The sequence below is a fragment of the Microcoleus harperi Pol14_C6 genome (assembly GCF_036701295.1).
Lineage (GTDB): Bacteria > Cyanobacteriota > Cyanobacteriia > Cyanobacteriales > Microcoleaceae > Microcoleus.
In genome coordinates, this window is record NZ_JAUBQN010000002.1 from 316,759 (window position 1) to 331,455 (window position 14,697).

Below are 14,697 nucleotides of genomic sequence, written 5' to 3' on the forward strand. Positions count from 1 at the left end.
ATTGTGACACAATCTCTTTAGTCTTCATAGCGATGACTTTGGTAGTGTTCCAGGGGTTGAAACCCCTGGCGGATGTGCTTGAGAATATTGCCTGCGAGGGTGCTAGCTAATAATGAAACCTCGCTCAGTCTTCGTCAGCCGTTAACACTATTTTCTAGATTTGTAAAAGCGCAAGAACAGTTTTTCCATTTCAATCCAGACAAACATCAGAGCGCTGAAACCGAAGCAAACTAGCAACTCAAACCCCGTTAAATAATGAGTACCGAAAAAGGCTCTCAGTGGCGGAACATAAATCAGCATCAATTGCAGAATAGTAGTCACAATTACAGCCCCCCACACAAAAACATTAGTGAAGGGATTTAACTCAATAGTTAGCTGAGTGTTAGACCGAATTGCGATCGCGTGACCCATTTGCGCCAAACAAAGAGTTGTAAACACCATTGTTTTCCAAGCATCTGGATCGCCGTGTCCGGGAGAGTGAGTATATCCATAAGCCCAGGACATCATCGCGATCGTCAAAATTGCAAAAATAATCCCGATCCGAATCATGTAAGAACCCAAACCCCGCGCAAAAATACTTTCTCGCGGACTGAAAGGAGGCCTTTTCATCACGTTCGGTTCCCCCGGTTCCACGGCCAAGGCCAAAGCGGGAACGCCGTCTGTTACTAAGTTCATCCACAAAATTTGCAGCGGCGTCAGCGGCACTCCTCCCAAACCCATTAAAGGTGCGGCCGCAATTGTCAAAACTTCGCCGATGTTGCTGCCCAAAATGTATTTAATAAAGCGGCGAATATTGCTATAAACCACTCGCCCTTCTTCAGCGGCAGCGACAATAGTGGCGAAGTTGTCGTCGAGGAGCACCATATCGCTAGCTTCTTTGCTGACATCGGTGCCGGTAATCCCCATGGCGATGCCGATATCGGCTTGTTTCAAGGCGGGGGCGTCGTTAACTCCGTCGCCGGTCATCGCGACAAATTTACCCCAACTTTGCAAAGCTTGGACTATTCGCAATTTGTGTTCCGGGGAAACGCGGGCGTAAACGCTAACTTGTTCGACTTGCTGTTTGAGTTCTTCTTGGCTGAGCTTTTCTAATTCTTGACCGGTGAGAACTCGATCACCCTCTCTAGCAATACCTAAATCGTAGGCGATGGCTTTTGCTGTCAACTGGTGGTCTCCTGTAATCATCACCACCCGAATGCCAGCATTGCGGCACTTCACCACTGCTTCCCGCACTTCCGGGCGCGGGGCGTCCAACATACTGACGAGTCCCAGCCAAATCATGTCTTGTTCGCTGGTTTCCTCAGAACCTTCGGGAGGCAAGTTTTCCCAAAGTTTGTACGCAAACCCAAGGACTCGCAAACCGCCGCTTGCCATGTTGTTGTTTTCGGCGAGGATGCGATCGCGCATCTCTTGGGTTAAAGGTTGTACTCGATCGCCGACTATAATGCCTTTGCAGCGCTCCAAAGTCAACTCTGGAGAACCTTTTGTCAGCATCAAATAATTCGGCTGCTGTCCTTCTGCGGGAAATCCCGAATTTCCCGATCGGCCCGGCACTTCGCAAATTACGCTCATCCGTTTGCGTTCGGAAGAAAAAGGAAATTCCGCCGTCCGCGGCAGCAATTGAGACTGTTTTTCCTTATAAATGCCTGCTTTTCCCGCTACACACAGCAGAGCTCCTTCTGTGGGGTCGCCTAAAATTTGCCATTCTTGCTGTTCTTGTTGCAATACTGCGTCGTTGCAAACTGCACAGGCAATTAATAAAGATTCGAGTTCTGGATATTCCTCTAAATTATTAATTTTGGCCGATGTCAGGCGATCGGTAAAATCTCCGATCGGTGCATAGCCATCGCCTGCGACGGCGACTGTGCAGTCGCCCGTAGACACTAGCTGAACTACCATTTTATTTTGAGTCAGAGTACCTGTTTTGTCAGAACAAATGGTAGTAACCGATCCCAAAGTTTCTACCGCAGGCAGTTTGCGAATCAGGGCGTTTCGCTTCACCATCCGCCTAGTTCCGAGTGCTAGAGTGACTGTCACGACTGCTGCGAGTCCTTCGGGAACCACAGCCACAGCCATGCTCAGAGAAACTTCTAACAACTCTTCCCACCTGCTGGTATCGAACCCCAGGCTGCCGTTTTGGAAGGTAATCATGCCGCCGATGACGACAATTGCGACTAAGGTTAGGGCACCGGAGACTAGAACCTTTCCCAACTGGTCCATCCGCTTTTGCAGGGGAGTCGGTTCGTTTTCTACTGACTGAAGCATGGTGGCAATTTTGCCGAGTTCAGTTTGCATTCCGGTGTTGGTGACGATCGCCTTTGCTCGTCCCTGAACAACTTCTGTGCCCTGAAAAATCAGGTTGAGTCGATCGCCCAACGAAGCATCTTCTGGAAGTTCTAGCTCTGCTTGCTTGGTTACTGCTAGAGCTTCCCCTGTTAAAGCTGATTCTCTGACTTGCAGATTTGACGTTTCGATCAAGCGTGCGTCTGCTGCTATTTTTACCCCAGCCTCCAACAGCATCACGTCTCCGGGTACAAGTTCCTTGGCTGCTATTTCCGAAGTTTTGCCGTCCCGCACGACTCTGACTAGGGGGGAAGCGAGGTTTTTGAGGGCTGCGAGGGCTTTTTCAGCACTTTGCTCTTGAAAATAGCCGAGAATGCCGTTGAGTATGACGATCGCAAAAATGGCGATCGCATCTTTGGGAAAAGTATTCGACCGAATGTCCAAAAAAGCCGAAATCACGGCCACACCCATCAGCATTACCAACATGATGTTGGTGAACTGATCGACAAAAATCGACCACGGACTGCGGCCTCCTGTTTCTTCGAGTTCATTGGGGCCGTATTGCTGCAAGCGTTCTGACACCTGTTGGCTGCTCAAGCCAGCCTCTTTGTTGCTGCTTAGCTGGTTGAGAGTTTTGTCAATTGCTACGGTGTGCCAAGAAGAGGGAGAATTTGAAGACATAAATTACGATCAAGGATGGGGCATAAAGGTGGTTGCGGCCGGACAGCTACAGCCGATCCATCTGGCTGATTACAGTGAGAGAGTTTTAAGTTTTGATCTGTGAATAAAAAACTGTTGAACTTGGGACTGGTTTTGGGCGGCTCGATGCGGTAGAGCAAAAAGCTTTTAACTTCACTGCCTCTGCAGGCCCGATCGCGCCGTTTGTAGGCCTACGGCTGATAGCACCTATCCACCTTACTACTAAAAATTAGCAATTCCTTCGGCTATTACGCAGAAAAGAAGCTGAAAGCAAGAGTGACTTTAGTCCGGGGATGCAAGCGTGCGCCGCAGGTCAAAACCTACCTTAAAACAAACCTAATCAAAGGCGAATATCCTAACTCATCTATTTCGCTGAGTTTTAATGTTAAAAGAAAAATGGCCCTGCCTCAACAGGTCTCGATCGCCTATGTTGGTTTTCTCACCATCAACAATGCTCAGCTTGCCACACCCTTCCGTGCGACTAGCCTGTGGGAAGCAGAACATAGAACAGGATGAAGACAGTTTTTTTGCAACCACTGCGGGGACAAACAGTATATAGATGCTGGCTCTGGGGTGAAGTTCAATGACTCCCCAGAGCCAGCATCCCCGCGTTATGAAAGACCGGCTCCGGTCTTTCAACTTCCAACGGCTGAGTTTTGTCGCTAAATGCTGATATTTCCGGCAAAAGCTGAGGCTGTGGCGATCGGGTTCACAATCTTTGGGATTTTGCCCACACCCAATTCTGCCGCCATCCTGAGATGGGGCAGAATTTTTGCTTTTTCCCTATTCCCCCAGCCTTTTTTTACCAAAACTTTAATTTACTTAATACTTCTTAACAATTTGGCTTTTCCAGAGAAAGCCAACAAAGGCGATCGGTCTATGAGATGGTTCGGGGCGGTTCAACCGCAACTGCAGGGCGAAAGAAGCAAACTCTGCTTTTGTTTGTGCAACCCCGCATCTACCGCAGGAAGGAGATTAGCCCGGACTTGCCCACCCAGACATTTACCTTCTTAGAGAGATAACTTTCTGTAATAATTTGTAATAAACAAAGACGGGCGAGCGTTGTATAAAGATTATCAGAGGGTTGAAACGACAGGCCAAAGTTAACAAAAACACTGATTGACAAGGTTTGTCGCATCTCATAAAAGATGTAAAAAATTCTAAGGTTTCTTAAACGTCCGTTACGATGTAACAATAGTGCAGGTAGCGGAAAGGGAGAACTCGATCGGACCAGCAGATTAGCTGGCATCAAATTTCAACCCTTGCAGGCACTCGTAGCCTGAACAAATTTAACTTAACGGTTTTATACCGCAACCAAACTCAATTAACTCAAGTAGGAGAGTTCTTTCATGTTTGACGCATTTACAAAAGTGGTTTCCCAATCTGACGCTCGGGGCGAATTTCTAGCTCAGGGTCAACTCGATGCTCTCAGCAGCATGGTTTCCGACGCCAACAAGCGGATTGACGCAGTAAACCGCATCACCGGCAACGCATCCAGCATCGTAGCCAATGCAGCTCGCACCTTGTTCGCCGAACAGCCACAACTGATCGCTCCTGGTGGCAATGCATACACCAACCGCCGCATGGCAGCTTGCTTGCGCGATATGGAAATCATCTTGCGCTACGTCACCTATGCAACATTTGCAGGCGACGCCAGCGTTTTGGACGACCGCTGCTTGAACGGTCTGCGTGAAACATACCAAGCTCTGGGAGTTCCCGGTGGCTCAGTTGCAGCCGGCGTGCAAAAAATGAAGGAAGCAGCAATTGCGATCGCTAACGACCCCAACGGTGTTACCCGTGGTGATTGCAGCTCGCTAATGTCTGAAATCGGCAGCTACTTCGACCGCGCAGCTAGTGCAGTCGGCTAAAAATAGCCAAGCGAACCTTTCTTGTAAAGAAGCGAGCATCGCATTTTTGCAAACAATCATTTTTGTACAAAAACAACACAACATTAGGGAGAAACCAGAACAATGAAAACCCCTTTGACTGAAGCAGTAACAGCAGCCGATTCTCAAGGTCGTTTCCTGAGCAGCACTGAACTACAAGTTGCCTTCGGCCGTTTCCGCCAAGCAGCAGCAGGTTTGGAAGCAGCCAAGGCTTTGACCGCCAACTCTCAGCGCTTGATCGACGGTGCAGCTCAAGCTGTGTACAACAAATTCCCGTACACCCAACAAATGCAAGGCCCGAACTACGCTTCTACCCCAACAGGTAAAGCCAAGTGCTCTCGCGACATCGGCTACTACTTGCGGATGGTAACCTACTGCTTAGTTGCAGGCGGCACCGGTCCGATGGACGAGTACCTGATTGCAGGTGTTGACGAAATCAACCGGACATTTGAATTGTCTCCTAGCTGGTACGTTGAAGCCCTCAAGTACATCAAAGGCAACCACGGTCTCAGTGGCGACGCTGCAACTGAAGCGAATTCCTACATCGACTACGCAATCAACGCTCTGAGCTAGATTTGCGTGATGCCCGGGATTGTAAGCTGCTGTTAGCTTAAGTGTTAGCGGTTGTTTACAATTCCGGGCATCTGCGATCCAAGCCTAGTTTTGCAAATACTTTTTTAAGCAGTTTTCAATTTTTACAGCAAAAAAGGAAGAAGCGAAGATGGCGGGACTAGCTGCTGCAGAACGGTTGGGAATAAAAGCCTTTGAAGAAGCGGGAAGGGTAGAACTGCGCCCCCACTGGACGCAAGAGGATGCGAAAGCAGTAATTCGCGCTGCTTACAGTCAAGTTTTCGGCAACGAGTATTTAATGTCGAGCGAACGACTTACCAGTGCTGAATCTCTGCTACTGCAAGGGCAGATTTCAGTGAAAGATTTTGTGCGGTCAATTGCACATTCCGAAACCTATCGGAAAAAGTTTTTTTATCCGAACTCGCAAACGCGGTTAATTGAGCTTAATTATAAGCATTTGTTGGGCCGCGCTCCTTACGACGAGTCGGAAATTGCTTTCCACGTTGATTTGTACAATGCAGAAGGCTACGAAGCTGAAATCAATTCTTACATTGACTCAGTTGAGTATCAAGAAAATTTTGGCGAAAGTGTAGTGCCTTACTATCGCGGTTTCGCGACTCAAAGAGGTCAAAAAACCGTCGGTTTTAACCGGATGTTTCAACTGTACCGGGGTTTTGCTTCTAGCGATCGATCGCAAAACCAAACCCAAGCCCGGCTGACTTGGGAAGTAGCGAGAAATATGGCCTCGCCGATATACACGGCCTCCACCGGAAAAGCCCTTGGCGGCACCTCCGGCGGTTCTCGCGACCAACTCTACCGAGTCACCGCAATGCAAGGTTCCGCTAATTTTTTGCCTCAAGTGCGGCGGACTACTACCGAATATCTCGTGCCTTACGAGCAACTTTCGAGCCGCTTGCAGCAAATCAACAAACGTGGCGGCAAAGTGGTAAGTATTACCACAGCTTAAAGTTTGTAAAGACGGTTTTTTTGGAAACGTCTTTAGCAAATTAGGACTAAGGCTAAAAAATTCTTCAATTTTATGTGTATAGGTAAGGTGTGCAGTGTACACCCTACTTTGAGGCATATTATCCTTAGTCCTAAAAATTTCAAGTGCAACCAAGCATTAAACTTTTGTCATTAATAATTTAGGAGAAAATCTGGTGGCGATTACAACAGCAGCGTCCAGACTAGGAACATCCGCATTGAGCGATGCGCCGAAGGTAGAATTGCGCCCGAACTACACCAAAGACGACGTTGAAACTGTGATTCGTGCGGTTTACCGTCAGGTGTTGGGCAACGACTATTTAATGAAATCCGAGCGACTTACAAGTTCCGAGTCTTTGCTGCGGGACGGCAGTTTGAGTGTACGAGAATTTGTACGCGCTGTAGCTAAGTCAGAACTGTACAAAACCAAGTTTTTCTACAACAGTTTCCAAACTCGGACGATCGAACTAAACTACAAACACTTGCTCGGTCGCGCTCCCTACGACGAATCTGAAGTAATTGAGCACTTAGATTTGTACCAAACACAAGGCTACGACGCTGATATTGATTCTTACATCGATTCAGTAGAGTATCAAGAAAACTTCGGCGAAAGTATCGTGCCTTACTACCGTGGCTTTAACACCCAGCGGGGGCAAAAAACCGTCGGTTTTACCCGGATGTTCCGGTTATATCGTGGCTATGCAAACAGCGATACATCTCAACTAGAAGGCAATAACTCTCGCTTAGCTGTCGAACTCGGCACTAACACCGCCACGGCTGTAGTTGGACCTTCTGGCGGTAACGAAGGTTGGGCATATCGGCCTTCTGCCAGAAACGTAACTCCCACCAGCACTTTCGGCGGCGCTGCAGCTTACGGCAAAGAAGGGCGGCTGGTGCGCGTGGAAGTTTCCGGCATTCGCACGGGCGGCTATCCCAGCGTGCGCCGCAGCAGCAAGGCTTTCATCGTACCTGTTGAGGAGTTGTCCTCGCAAATGCAGAAATTTCAACGCATGGGCGCGAAAATCGCCAGCATTACTCCAATTTAGTCAGTTGGTAGTTGGCAGTTGGCAGTTGGCAGTTACTAGCTTTTAGTCAACAGTCAACAGTCAACAGTCAACAGTCAACAGTCAACAGTCAACATTCAGAATTACCAATTACCAAGAAGCTTATGCTGGGTCAAATTGTAGCTGGAAAAAGTGGCAATACAGCTTCGGCTGGTCGCTGCTTTCGGTATGAAGTTGTGGGCTTGCGCCAAAGCGATGAAACAAATAATGTGGATTATTCGATTCGATCGAGCGCGAGTACATTTATCAACGTGCCTTACAATCGGATGAATCAAGAAATGCAGCGGATTACTCGCATGGGCGGGAAAATTGTCAGCATTCATCCTTTAAGCGCGAGTGCAGAATCATCCCATGAATCATCGGGTGATCACCAATAGTTTGGTTGCAGGGGCGATTAAAATCGCTCCTACAAAAGCTAGAAGGGGCGATGAAAATCACTGCTAGACAAATAAAGTCCACTCCAAGCGGACTAAAAGTTAATGTAACCCGCCCAGGCGGGTTTTGTCTGTTTAGTAGCGATTTGAATCGACGAGTTTCCCTAACCCTTGCAGGTTGTGTCTGGGTAGCAGCGATTTCAATAGCCGAATAACTAATAACTAATAACTAATAACTAATGACTATGGATTATTACGAATCTGACTCACCGCCGGCGGGTGTAGCTGAGGGCGAGTCTTTAACTGTTGAACAGGCGATCGCAAATTTGCACTCCCAAGATTACAGTCTGCGGTATTATGCTGCTTGGTGGATTGGTAGATTTAGAGTCAAGGAACCGGCAGCTATTGCAGCTTTAATTGCCGCATTGGAAGAAGAGTCAGAACAAACAAAAATCGGCGACTATTCCCTATTGCGAAATGCGGCGCGGGCTCTGGGTAAATTGGGCGACAAGCAAGCCTTACCGGCCCTGATTCGTTGTTTGGAATGCGCTGATTATTACGTGCGGGAAGCGGCGGCTCAAGCTCTAGAAATGCTGGGCGAGATCGATTCTATTGAGCCACTAATGAAGCTATTGGATGGGGGCGTAGCTGTGGCCGTGCGAGTGCCAGGAAAATCGCACCTCGTGCAACCTTACGACTCGGTAATTGAAGCTTTGGGAACGCTGAAAGCGACAGAAGCAATACCTCTAATTTCACCTTTTTTAGAACATTCTGTGGAGCGGGTGCAGTACGCTGCGGCGCGGGCGATGTATCAGTTAACTGGAGAGCGGGTTTACGGAGAGCGGTTAGTAAGTGCTTTGAATGGGGATAATTTGCAGTTGAGACGATCGGCTTTGATGGACTTGGGGGCGATCGGCTATTTGCCTGGAGCGCAAGCTATTTCTGAAACTTTAGCAGAAAATAGCATGAAATTGATTGCGCTGAAAGGAGTTTTGGAGCATCACCTCAATCAACAAGAATCACTATCTTTGTCAGATGAAGCTATCCAAGTTATGAACTTAATGGATAGTTTACTTTAAAAAAATTAGTTCATAACTAAAATACGATTGCTGTAGCGATGCTCAATTTTCTCGCGTAAATTCAGGAAACAGCATTGCTGTTTCCCTACCGACTATATATATTTCAGTAAATTCAGGAAACAGCAGTGCTGTTTCCCTACCGCCTATCTATATTTCAGGCAGTTGAGAACTATTTTATCGGTTTGATCCGGCTGAACCGACGGCGGATGATTTGATGGAATGAGAGATATCATTCTATGTTAATTTTTGTGAGTTTTGAGTGAAAATATTGAGGTGTAGCTGTTATGAAATATCAAAGTTTTTGTGAAGAATTTGCATTTCTCCTGGTTAAGTATAAAGCAACTCATAAAGCACAGCAATATGGGGGAGTCCCTCTTTCTAGTATATGTTGTACGTTGAGAGGACTTCTGAATATGCGTACTGAGGGAGTGAACCTGACTTCAGAGGAACATCTTTTTATAAAAGAATGGGGATGGATAATGGATCTTTCTCCCTCCAATCCTCTTTATCAAATCCTTAAGAAATTTGACTCCGGTGAGAAACTGAGTGAAGAAGAAACGATGGCTTTGGAAAAAGAGCAACAACAAGTAAAGATTATTTGGGAACGAGAGCATGAACAAGAGCAGGAACGAGTGGAACGAGAGTATGAACGAAAGCAACAAGAAAAAATAAAACAAGAGAGGCATTTGTCTGAACTAGCGAGAAAATATCGAGTTAGTAGCTCGGATTTAACGATCAATTGTCTTTATGACCTTCTTTGGAAAATTGACAGTGGAAATCCACTGAGTGATTCAGAGATGGAATGGATGAAATCGAGGCAGTTTTATGAACCGATAAAGATTTATCGGCAAATACAGCTCTTTGCTAAACTAAAGTGTAAGTACCAAGCAACTCAATATCCAGATTGTTCACTTGATAGCCCCTTGTATCAAATTCTCAAGCAACTCGATGCACGACAAATATTAAGTGATGTAGAGGCTAACTGGCTGTTCAATAACCAACTGGTTGATACTCTAGAAATTTTTTGGCAACAAAAAGCTGTACGGGAAGCTAAGTTTGCCCAACTCAAGGATAAGTACAAAGCTAGTGAATACCCAGAAACATCTGTCTCTAGTCCGCTTTGTCAAATCCTGAAAAACCTGGATGCAGATATACAGTTGACCGAGTCAGAACTTAACTGGCTAGAAGAGCATCAACTTAGCGAAACGCTTAACATTGTTTTGGAGATTGAACAGACCCGGCACTTTGCTGAACTGAAAGTTAAGTATAAACCTAATCAATCTGAGGATTCATCACGATCGAGCCATCTGTATAAAGTTCTCAAAAAAATTGATTTAGAAAATCCGCTAGGTGAGCCCGATATTAACTTTTTGAAAAAGCGTAAACTGACTGAGACAATTACTGTTGCTATAAAAAAATATGTTTCTAGTCTGAAGTCTAAGATTCAATCGGGAGAGCAGTTGAGTGAGGCTGATATTGATTGGTTACAAAAGAATGGACGTGAGGATGTCATTACTTTTGCTATTGACAAATATGCTGCTAGTCTGAAATCCAAAATCCAATCGGGAGAGCAGTTGAGTGAGGCTGATATTGATTGGGTGAAACAAAATGGACGTGAGGATGTAATTACTTTTGCCCAAGAAAAGGAATTTGCTGCTCTCAAGGTCAAGTATCGGATTATAGCTCGTGATTTCCCCTTCGAGCCGTTTTACGCAATCATGGTAAAATTGGAGAAAGAAGAGCGTCTAGATCCTGTGTTAGTTGTTCAGTTAATACAACAGAAACTTTTAGCTAGTCATGGAAGGATTGCTATGGCATACCACAGGCTGGAAGCGCTTTTCTATGAGCAGGAATATGAGCGCACTGGAAATAAATGGAACTTGCCCAACGCCAGCAGTCATTGGCGTAAGGCAGATGAACCGAAAAGTGCATTGCAGGTGACAGAAAATCTGGACTTCGACCAAATCAAAGAAAATAAGCTCAAGTCAGCTTTGCTAACAACAAGGGGCGGTGCTTTTCGAGATATTGATAAATTAGGTGATGCTGAAAAATGTGCGCTAAAAGCTATTGAGTATCAGCCTCAGAGTCATCATCCTTACACTTTGATGGGAGCTATTTGTTTTGAGCGGAGTCAATTTTCAGAGGGTGAGCGTTGGTTTAACGAGGCAATTAAACGCGGTGCTGAGTCAGAAGATATAGATTCCGAACTCAAGCAGGTTGTCAAAAATGCTAAAGATGAGAAGCGTCGGGAAGTTGTGGAATATCTGCTGAAAAAAAATCCGCAGCGCTATGCTTGGGCTAAGTCTTATAGGAAGCGCCAAGGCGATGACGACGCACAGCGCAAGAGCTCCTAGGGCGGGTATGGAGTCGAGTTTTTTGCCGATTCGACTCTTTAACCAAGACAGTCCTACTTTGAGCTGGGGAAGCTTTTCAAGTCGATCGCCGCGCCTTACGCACGCTGCAAAAAGTTCGATCGCGCGATCGACCCAACCTACAATTACAATAATCACGGTAAAGCTTACAAATAAATGGCATTAGAACTAATTCAGGCTGTCGAACAAGCAGATTCTTCCGAAGGCTTGTTAAACGCAGTCAAAGCACTGGCGGCGACTCCCTCAAAACAAGCAATTCCTACATTAATTACAGTGCTCGGTTACAACAACCCAGGCGCCGCTGTTGCCGCCGTTGATGGGCTGATTCAACTCGGAGAACCTGCGGTGCTGCCGCTTCTAGAACAGCTTGACGGCTACAATTACGGGGCGAGAGCTTGGGCTGTTCGGGCTTTGGCGGGAATTGGCGACCCCAGGGGTTTGGAGATTTTGCTCGATGCAGCGGCGAATGACTTTGCTTTGAGTGTGCGGCGGGCAGCCGCTAGGGGTTTGGGGACGATTTGTTGGCAACTAATGCCGGCAGAACAAATTGCAGATGCTCAACTTCGCGCTGTGAAAACGCTACTGCAAGCGTCCCGAGATCCAGAATGGGTGGTTCGCTACGCAGCAGCGGGGGGTTTGCAAGCTTTGGCGGGTGCTGCGACTGTTAAACCGGATTGGTTAGCGGAAGTTTCGGCCAGACTTGAGGAAATCACCCAAAGCGATGAAACTACTTCAGTTAGGGCTCGGGCTTTGCTTGCTAAGAAAATATTGTCACTTGGCTAGGGTTTGGGCGATAGTCTCTTCCAAGTCCCCTTGACTGAGAGTGGTTAATATAAAGACTTCTTGTACAGTTTTGCCCTGTCTGGCGATGATTTTAAATCCCCCGCGGATGGGTACTGACACTCTTAATGTCATGCGGGGGATGTGTCCTTTAACTTTGTTGATGACGCCCGGAGTGACAGTTTGAATGCCGATTTTTAGGGTGAGGCGCTCTAAAATTGGTATCAAACCGGGAAGGTGGGTAGAGTGATTCCAAACTAGGCGGCCTTTGGGTTGTGCGTTCATAAATATTTAACCAAATTCAACATACCCAGTCTAAGCCACCCCTGGGTGGAACCAATTTGAAATTCCCTCAACTTGTGTATCAATAACGTTACTGTGAGTGTCATTGCCAGCAAACCGAGGCAATCTCAAACCGAGATTTTTGATTCCTGGCGCGCAAGCTAAGATTTGATGCCGCAGAATTGTCCTGTACTTTTTGATGTTGTGGGTTGGTAACTGTCGGTTTTTCTAGTTGAGCGGCGATCGCCCCGAGCATTTCTGCTACGCTGCAAGGTTTTTTGAGATAGCCGTCTGCTTTGAGTTCCAGGGCTTTTTCCAGTTCGGAGGCTGTCATAAAAATAAACGGAATGCTGGCGGTTGCAGGGTGCGATCGCACGGCAGCAAATACTTCAAAACCGTCGAGTTCCGGCATCATGACATCAGACAAAATTAAATCGGGAATTTGTGCAGCTAACTGGATACCAACTTTTCCATTCTCGGCGCCTATAGCTTCAAAACCACGCGATTCCAGAAGTTCTAATACCGTTTCTCGAATTAAGTGATCGTCTTCAATTACTAATATTTTTTTCATTTGTTTGAGCTGGCTCTTTACTTTGTTTTTAGCGTTGTGTTATAATTGTTACACGTGAGTTTTAAATAATTCAATAGGGTTATTGCAAAAAACCGCTTTTGACTCGCACTTTTTACAGCTTTGTGTATGCTCGCAGTTACACACAAGACTTGAGTTATCAGCAGCTTTACCTTGTGTACTAGCGGTAGAAGTCGCTCCGGCGTACCTAGGATTGTGAACGTATAAAATCAGCGCTTCAATAGTTTATTTAATAAAAATTCCAGCCGCCTGACTCAAAAAGTTTCTATTTAAGTGGCGAGCTCAGTTACGTGTAATTAATAAATCCGCCGATGAGCTGAGCGCGAAACTCCAACCTGTTAAGTTCACAAATTTGTGGCGATCGGGTAAAATATAACTTGCTGTATCGCTATTAAGTGAGGAAAAAGATATGTCAGAATTTCTAGACTTTCTCAGACATCAGTTTGCCTACGTTGCCATTGGCGAATTTAAACCCGGAAAATTTGAAGCTGCAGAACAACTTTTTGAAAAAGCCGTTGCAACTTATGCCACAGGTTTTAAGGGAGCATACTTGCTGCAATTGCCCAATACAGACAAAGGTATTGCCATCATTTTTTGGGAAAGCGTAGAAGATATGGCAGCCAATCAAAGCGAAGCTTATCAGGAAATATTGAAGCAGATGACGCCTTTGTTTGCGAAAATACCAGACACTAATGTTTATGAAATCGTCAGTGAAATTCAGCCCAAAAGTGAATGATTAAAAATTCTGCAACCTGCGCGTCATTCCCATACCCATCGGCGTTTTTCGCCCGACTCCACTGTAAAGCGCAAAATCTGCTAAAGTGTTAATTTGCTTGATAGTAGCAGGAGCTATATCTCCCATAATTCGGTAACTAATATCGCCGACGCAGCCAATAAATTTACTGCGAGAATCAGTACAAACTTCGGTTCGGATATCGAAGAAACTGGGAAAAATAGCTTCTGTGAAAGTAGGTTCGATCGCAATACTGCTGTACTTGTTCCAGCGATTCGCTAAACTGCCGAAAATACTTTCTCTAGTTGGCATAGAACTATCGTATACACCTTGCCGAAAATTAGTAGGAGTGCAAAAAGTAAAAGCAATTTGGCGCTCACTTTCCGAAGCTCTATCGAACAATTCGGGGTAAGTACAAAAGTTTACCCAAGACTGGCTTGATTGCGGTTCGCTCAAAATATTAGTAATGTATATATTTGTCGGACCGAGATGACAAGGGATATCGAGATTAAGTTGCTGCCAAAGTTGAGTTAGGCGATCGAACAAAGCGTCATCCAGCAGAGAAATTCGCCACCAAATCGGCGTATTTTCCTGAATAGCTTGCTTGTGTTCCCACTGTACAGTCTGCGGAATTGTGCGGGAAGCCGGAGGCAAAACTCTCTTTTGTGGCTGTGGTGTGCTGCTTTTATAAGCCTCTTTTCTGCTTACTTGAAAAGGGCTTAAAGTGAAAGCTTTTTCATGAGATTGGTCGTGCAAGTACGCGCTCAAATCGCTGTCTACAGCACTCACCAAGTTGAGAAATAAAGCGTGGAGGTGCCGTCCCGTTAAAAACTGGGATGGAATTGGTGCAACTGGCAGCAGGTTTAAAACAAGGCTGTGGGGCATTTTTAAATTATAATACTGTGTCTTTAGAAATGTTCAGCTAGTATTAAGATTACAGCTAAGTTGCAAGTTATATTAACCAATCTCAAGAAGGTAAGGTGCGCAGTGCGCACCCTACGT

15 protein-coding genes are annotated in these 14,697 nt (G+C 46.0%); 10 read left to right on the plus strand and 5 right to left on the minus strand.

From position 1 onward, the window contains the following. Positions 1-147: 147 nt before the first annotated feature. Positions 148-2,964: a cation-translocating P-type ATPase gene (locus tag QUA27_RS03010; RefSeq protein ID WP_333066248.1), complete on the minus strand. Its 2,817-nt coding sequence runs from the start codon at positions 2,962-2,964 to the stop codon at positions 148-150. Positions 2,965-3,258: 294 nt separating this feature from the next. Here QUA27_RS03010 and QUA27_RS03015 point away from each other — a divergent pair, with 294 nt between their 5' ends. Next, a complete protein-coding gene (locus QUA27_RS03015) occupies positions 3,259-3,498 on the plus strand; it encodes a hypothetical protein (RefSeq protein WP_333066250.1) in 240 nt (79 codons plus the stop codon). Between the two features lie 146 nt (positions 3,499-3,644). Here the strand turns inward: QUA27_RS03015 and QUA27_RS03020 are convergent, their stop codons facing one another. Next, positions 3,645-3,791 (minus strand): hypothetical protein, encoded by a 147-nt coding sequence (locus QUA27_RS03020; RefSeq protein WP_333066252.1) that lies wholly within the window; start codon positions 3,789-3,791, stop codon positions 3,645-3,647. Positions 3,792-4,331: 540 nt separating this feature from the next. Between QUA27_RS03020 and cpcB the strand changes: the two genes are divergently transcribed. From cpcB to cpcF, 8 genes are all read left to right on the plus strand, one after another. Then, entirely contained in the window at positions 4,332-4,850 is a 519-nt protein-coding gene (cpcB, locus tag QUA27_RS03025) for a C-phycocyanin subunit beta (protein WP_332948147.1), read from the plus strand. A gap of 102 nt (positions 4,851-4,952) precedes the next feature. After that, positions 4,953-5,441, plus strand: coding sequence for a C-phycocyanin subunit alpha (gene cpcA, locus QUA27_RS03030; protein ID WP_006631256.1), 489 nt, complete (start codon positions 4,953-4,955; stop codon positions 5,439-5,441). Positions 5,442-5,589: 148 nt separating this feature from the next. Further along, complete coding sequence (locus QUA27_RS03035; protein WP_333066253.1) at positions 5,590-6,405, plus strand: phycobilisome rod-core linker polypeptide; 816 nt, start codon at positions 5,590-5,592, stop codon at positions 6,403-6,405. A 193-nt stretch (positions 6,406-6,598) separates the two neighbouring features. Beyond that, positions 6,599-7,468: a phycobilisome rod-core linker polypeptide gene (locus tag QUA27_RS03040; protein ID WP_333066254.1), complete on the plus strand. Its 870-nt coding sequence runs from the start codon at positions 6,599-6,601 to the stop codon at positions 7,466-7,468. A 122-nt stretch (positions 7,469-7,590) separates the two neighbouring features. Further along, positions 7,591-7,863 carry a rod-capping linker protein CpcD gene (gene cpcD, locus QUA27_RS03045; RefSeq protein ID WP_333066256.1) on the plus strand — a complete coding sequence of 91 codons (273 nt, stop codon included), beginning with the start codon at positions 7,591-7,593 and terminating at the stop codon, positions 7,861-7,863. A gap of 236 nt (positions 7,864-8,099) precedes the next feature. After that, positions 8,100-8,939, plus strand: coding sequence for a C-phycocyanin alpha-cysteine-84 phycocyanobilin lyase subunit CpcE (cpcE, locus tag QUA27_RS03050; protein ID WP_333066258.1), 840 nt, complete (start codon positions 8,100-8,102; stop codon positions 8,937-8,939). A gap of 284 nt (positions 8,940-9,223) precedes the next feature. Beyond that, a complete protein-coding gene (locus tag QUA27_RS03055) occupies positions 9,224-11,293 on the plus strand; it encodes a tetratricopeptide repeat protein (RefSeq protein WP_333066259.1) in 2,070 nt (689 codons plus the stop codon). 174 nt (positions 11,294-11,467) lie between these two features. Continuing rightward, entirely contained in the window at positions 11,468-12,094 is a 627-nt protein-coding gene (gene cpcF / locus QUA27_RS03060; RefSeq protein WP_333066261.1) for a C-phycocyanin alpha-cysteine-84 phycocyanobilin lyase subunit CpcF, read from the plus strand. On the opposite strand, the gene QUA27_RS03065 is transcribed toward cpcF, so the two are convergent. Next, entirely contained in the window at positions 12,083-12,376 is a 294-nt protein-coding gene (locus QUA27_RS03065) for a DUF2103 domain-containing protein (RefSeq protein WP_190732612.1), read from the minus strand. The genes cpcF and QUA27_RS03065 overlap by 12 nt on opposite strands. 100 nt (positions 12,377-12,476) lie before the next feature. Next, positions 12,477-12,944 (minus strand): response regulator transcription factor, encoded by a 468-nt coding sequence (locus tag QUA27_RS03070; protein ID WP_333066263.1) that lies wholly within the window; start codon positions 12,942-12,944, stop codon positions 12,477-12,479. A gap of 427 nt (positions 12,945-13,371) precedes the next feature. On the opposite strand from QUA27_RS03070, the gene QUA27_RS03075 reads away from it, so the two are divergent. Further along, entirely contained in the window at positions 13,372-13,698 is a 327-nt protein-coding gene (locus tag QUA27_RS03075; protein WP_006631248.1) for an antibiotic biosynthesis monooxygenase, read from the plus strand. Here the strand turns inward: QUA27_RS03075 and cas6 are convergent, their stop codons facing one another. Next, complete coding sequence (gene cas6, locus QUA27_RS03080) at positions 13,699-14,580, minus strand: CRISPR-associated endoribonuclease Cas6 (RefSeq protein WP_333066264.1); 882 nt, start codon at positions 14,578-14,580, stop codon at positions 13,699-13,701. Positions 14,581-14,697: the final 117 nt, after the last annotated feature.